The sequence below is a fragment of the Dethiosulfatibacter sp. genome, from assembly GCF_983023055.1.
Genome location: NZ_CEZJXU010000274.1, coordinates 1 through 3471 on the forward strand (window position 1 = coordinate 1; position 3471 = coordinate 3471).

Below are 3471 nucleotides of genomic sequence, written 5' to 3' on the forward strand. Positions count from 1 at the left end.
TGGATTTTGGGTGATTAGACAAATGGTATCAAGGATGTAATAATGAAATACTCTCCGTGAGGTATATATTGAATGAAAATAATTGAATTTATTGATGTGGAATTAGTTTCTTTTGATGTTTCATCAGATTTGAGTAAAATTGTTGACTATTTTACCTACAGTAAGGAAAATATTGCAATTGTTACTGAAAACAAGAAAGTAATTGGAATGGTCGAGATAAGAGATATTTTTGGAAAAAGTACAATTGAATACTCGAATATTTCTATTAGAGATGTTTTGAATTATGATTATGAAACTCTAAATATAAACAGTCATGTTAGAGAGTGTATAGTTATTAATCAGGAAATAATCCCTGTTGTTGACGGTGGTAATGTTTTAATAGGATTGATACGAAAAAATCAAGTTTTGAATTATTTTCATAATGAAGTAGTCAGACTGGAAGAGCAGTATAGAATTCAAAAGGAAATATTCGAAAATTCCTATGATGGATTTTATATTACCGACGGCAAAGGGTATACAGTGGATGCGAATGAAGCATACTTGAAAATCACTAACTTGAAAAAAGATGATTTGGTGGGTGTGCATATGGAAGAACTGATTAATAGAGGATACTTCAAGGAGTCGGTAAGTTTGGAAGTTATCAGGACTAAGAAGCCACAGTCCCTAATCGATTCATTTGGAAATGGGAAAAAGTGTTTGATAACAGGTAAGCCCATATTTAATGATTCAAATGAAATAGACAGGGTCGTAACCAATGTTAGAGATATGACTGACTTGATTGATCTTCAGAAAACACTGGAAGAGACCAAAGAGTTGAATATTAAATATGAAAATGAGCTGAAGTACCTCCGAAATGAAAATATTGATAAATCCAATATTATAGGACAGAGCAGCAAGTTTAGATATTTAATGAATCTTGCGTATCGTGTAGCTGAAACTGATGTGACAGTTATGCTAACAGGAGAGACGGGAACAGGCAAGGAGATTATTGCAAAGGAGATTCACAGAAGGAGCAATAGATGTGACAAGCCATTTATTAAGGTGAACTGTGCTGCAATTCCGGAAAATCTGCTGGAATCGGAATTGTTCGGTTATGAAAAGGGAGCATTCACTGGTGCAACCAAAACAAAGCTAGGTATGTTTGAACTTGCTAATGAGGGGACCATACTTCTTGATGAAATAGGTGAAATGCATATTTCATTACAGTCAAAATTATTGAGGGTTATTCAGGGTAGAGAGATCACAAGGCTGGGAGGAGTCAATACAATTCCAATAGATGTAAGGCTAATTGCGTCAACAAACAGAGATCTTGGCATTCTTATCAAGGAAGGGAGATTCAGGGAGGACTTGTACTACAGGCTGAATGTAATCCCGATCAAGACACCTCCCTTGAAGGAACGAAAGGATGACATAGCACTTTTTGTGGAATATTTTCTTGGGAAATTCAACAAGAAATATGGTTCGTTGAAAAAAATTGATGTTAATTCAATCGAACTTCTGATATCTTGTCCCTGGCCTGGAAATATAAGGGAGCTTGAGAATTTGATTGAGAGATTGGTTGTTACAAGCAATGAAGAAACAATTGATGTTGACTGCATGATGAATTTTCTTGAAATTAGACAAGTAGATATGATAAATGCTGCTGTCAAGAGTGAAGGAAACCTAAATGAAAGACTGGAAGTTGTTGAGAAACGAATTATCAACGATGCCTGCGAAAAGTACGATACTACTCGGAAAATCGCCAATCACCTTGGCATCAGCCAGCCAACAGTGGTAAGAAAGATGACGAAGTATAGAATTAGGATAAATAGACAGAAACAGCGTTAAATGCGCTGTTTTTTTGTTTTTGATACAGACTTGAATCAAGATGCATTAATGAATCGCAAAGGATATCGGATAGAAAGATTGAAACTCCAGTGATTCTAACTATGTTTTGATACGTTTTTGAATCAAAATAAATTTTCGTAGAATAAAAACCTCTGTTTTTAGCGGTTTTTGGACCGGCACGTTTATTGCAATATATTATTGAGACTTGAATTTTACATACTGCATATTTGAAAACAAATTATTGTAAAGTGAGGTGAATGGGACACGACATCTAATGATATGACATAAAAAATAAAATAATTGGAGGAATTTATTGTGAAACCAGAAAAATCGCGTGAGTTGCAACTGGAACTAAAGAATTCATACAATAGGAACTTGTTTCTTTTTTTGTTTGGCTCCATAGCGGGGATAGTTATCTTCTTTGTGAAGATAAATGGAATGCTTCCATTTGAAACCTTGTATAAAGGTCTTTTGAATGGTCTTGGAGGTGCGGTGCCTTATATTATTCTTATATATCCTGTATTGATGCTTTTAGGATTTATTTATGCTAAAAAATTTGCCGACGAAAAATCATGGATTTACAAGTTTTTTAAGGACGACAAGAAATTTCACGGTATAGTATATGCTTTTTCATCTGCGGTGGCTCTAATGATTTATTTTCAGGCTGGAATCAGCATGCTTTACGGTGACAAAGGTGCCGGATTCATGGTAACTGAAATTCTGCCTTATACAATTACCATTATTCCAGTTGGAGGTGCCGTATTACCTTTGCTTGCTTCTTTCGGACTTCTGGATGTCATAGGAGGAGTACTTGAGCCTATTATGAGACCGGCTTTCAAAGTGCCAGGCAAAAGTGCTCTTGACACCATAGCATCTGTTGTGGGCGCAGCAGTAGTTGGAATATTCCTTACTGCATCCCTTTACAAGGAGAAGCATTATACAGCAAAGGAAGCTATGTCAATATCAACAGGCTTCAGCTTGAATTCAGTGGGATACTGTGCTTTCATTATTGGGTATGTTGGACTTATTGAAAAGTTCAGTATCATGTTTTTAATGTATCTTGTCATAACATATTTAATAGCTGCAATAATGGTAAGACTTTATCCTATTAAAAAATATCCTGATGTTTATGTTGACGGTTCGATTCAAACCAATGAAATGAGGACTGAAAACACCTCTTTCAGCGCTGAACAGATAAAGAAAGGCTATACCAATGCAATAAAAAAAGCTGACACATCAGACGGTCTTGTAAAAGAGATTAGCAGGGGATTTATCAAAGGCATTGGTGTTTCAATGCAGGTTGTGCCCATGATGCTGGCAATAGGCGGAGTAGTTCTAGCAATAAACGAATTCACTCCTGTGTTTGAAATATTGAGCAAGCCATTCATCCCAATTGTCAGTATTCTTGGAGTACCTGAGCCTGTAATAGCTGCAAAGGCTATCTTTGTTGGTGGACTTGATTTGTTCCTGCCGGCAGCAGTTATCGGACCTGCAGCTGTGCCTGAGGCCACAAAGTTTTTCGTTGTCATGATTTCGCTGATGCAGGTACTTTACATAACTGAAACTATGCTGCCAATAATATTCTTTGGAATACCTGCCAAATTTAAGGATCTTTTGCTAATTTGGCTTATGAGAACCCTTATA

2 protein-coding genes are annotated in these 3471 nt (G+C 36.1%); both read left to right on the forward strand.

What is annotated here, in order from left to right; translation table 11 throughout:
* Window positions 1–72 precede the first annotated feature (72 nt).
* The gene (locus AC3AX0_RS09485; RefSeq protein WP_487550052.1) at window positions 73–1827 is read left to right on the forward strand and encodes a sigma 54-interacting transcriptional regulator; all 1755 of its coding nucleotides are present in this window, start codon (window positions 73–75) and stop codon (window positions 1825–1827) included.
* Between the two features lie 315 nt (window positions 1828–2142).
* Window positions 2143–3471 (forward strand): YjiH family protein (locus AC3AX0_RS09490; RefSeq protein ID WP_487550053.1); only part of this gene is annotated, 1329 nt, incomplete at its 3' end.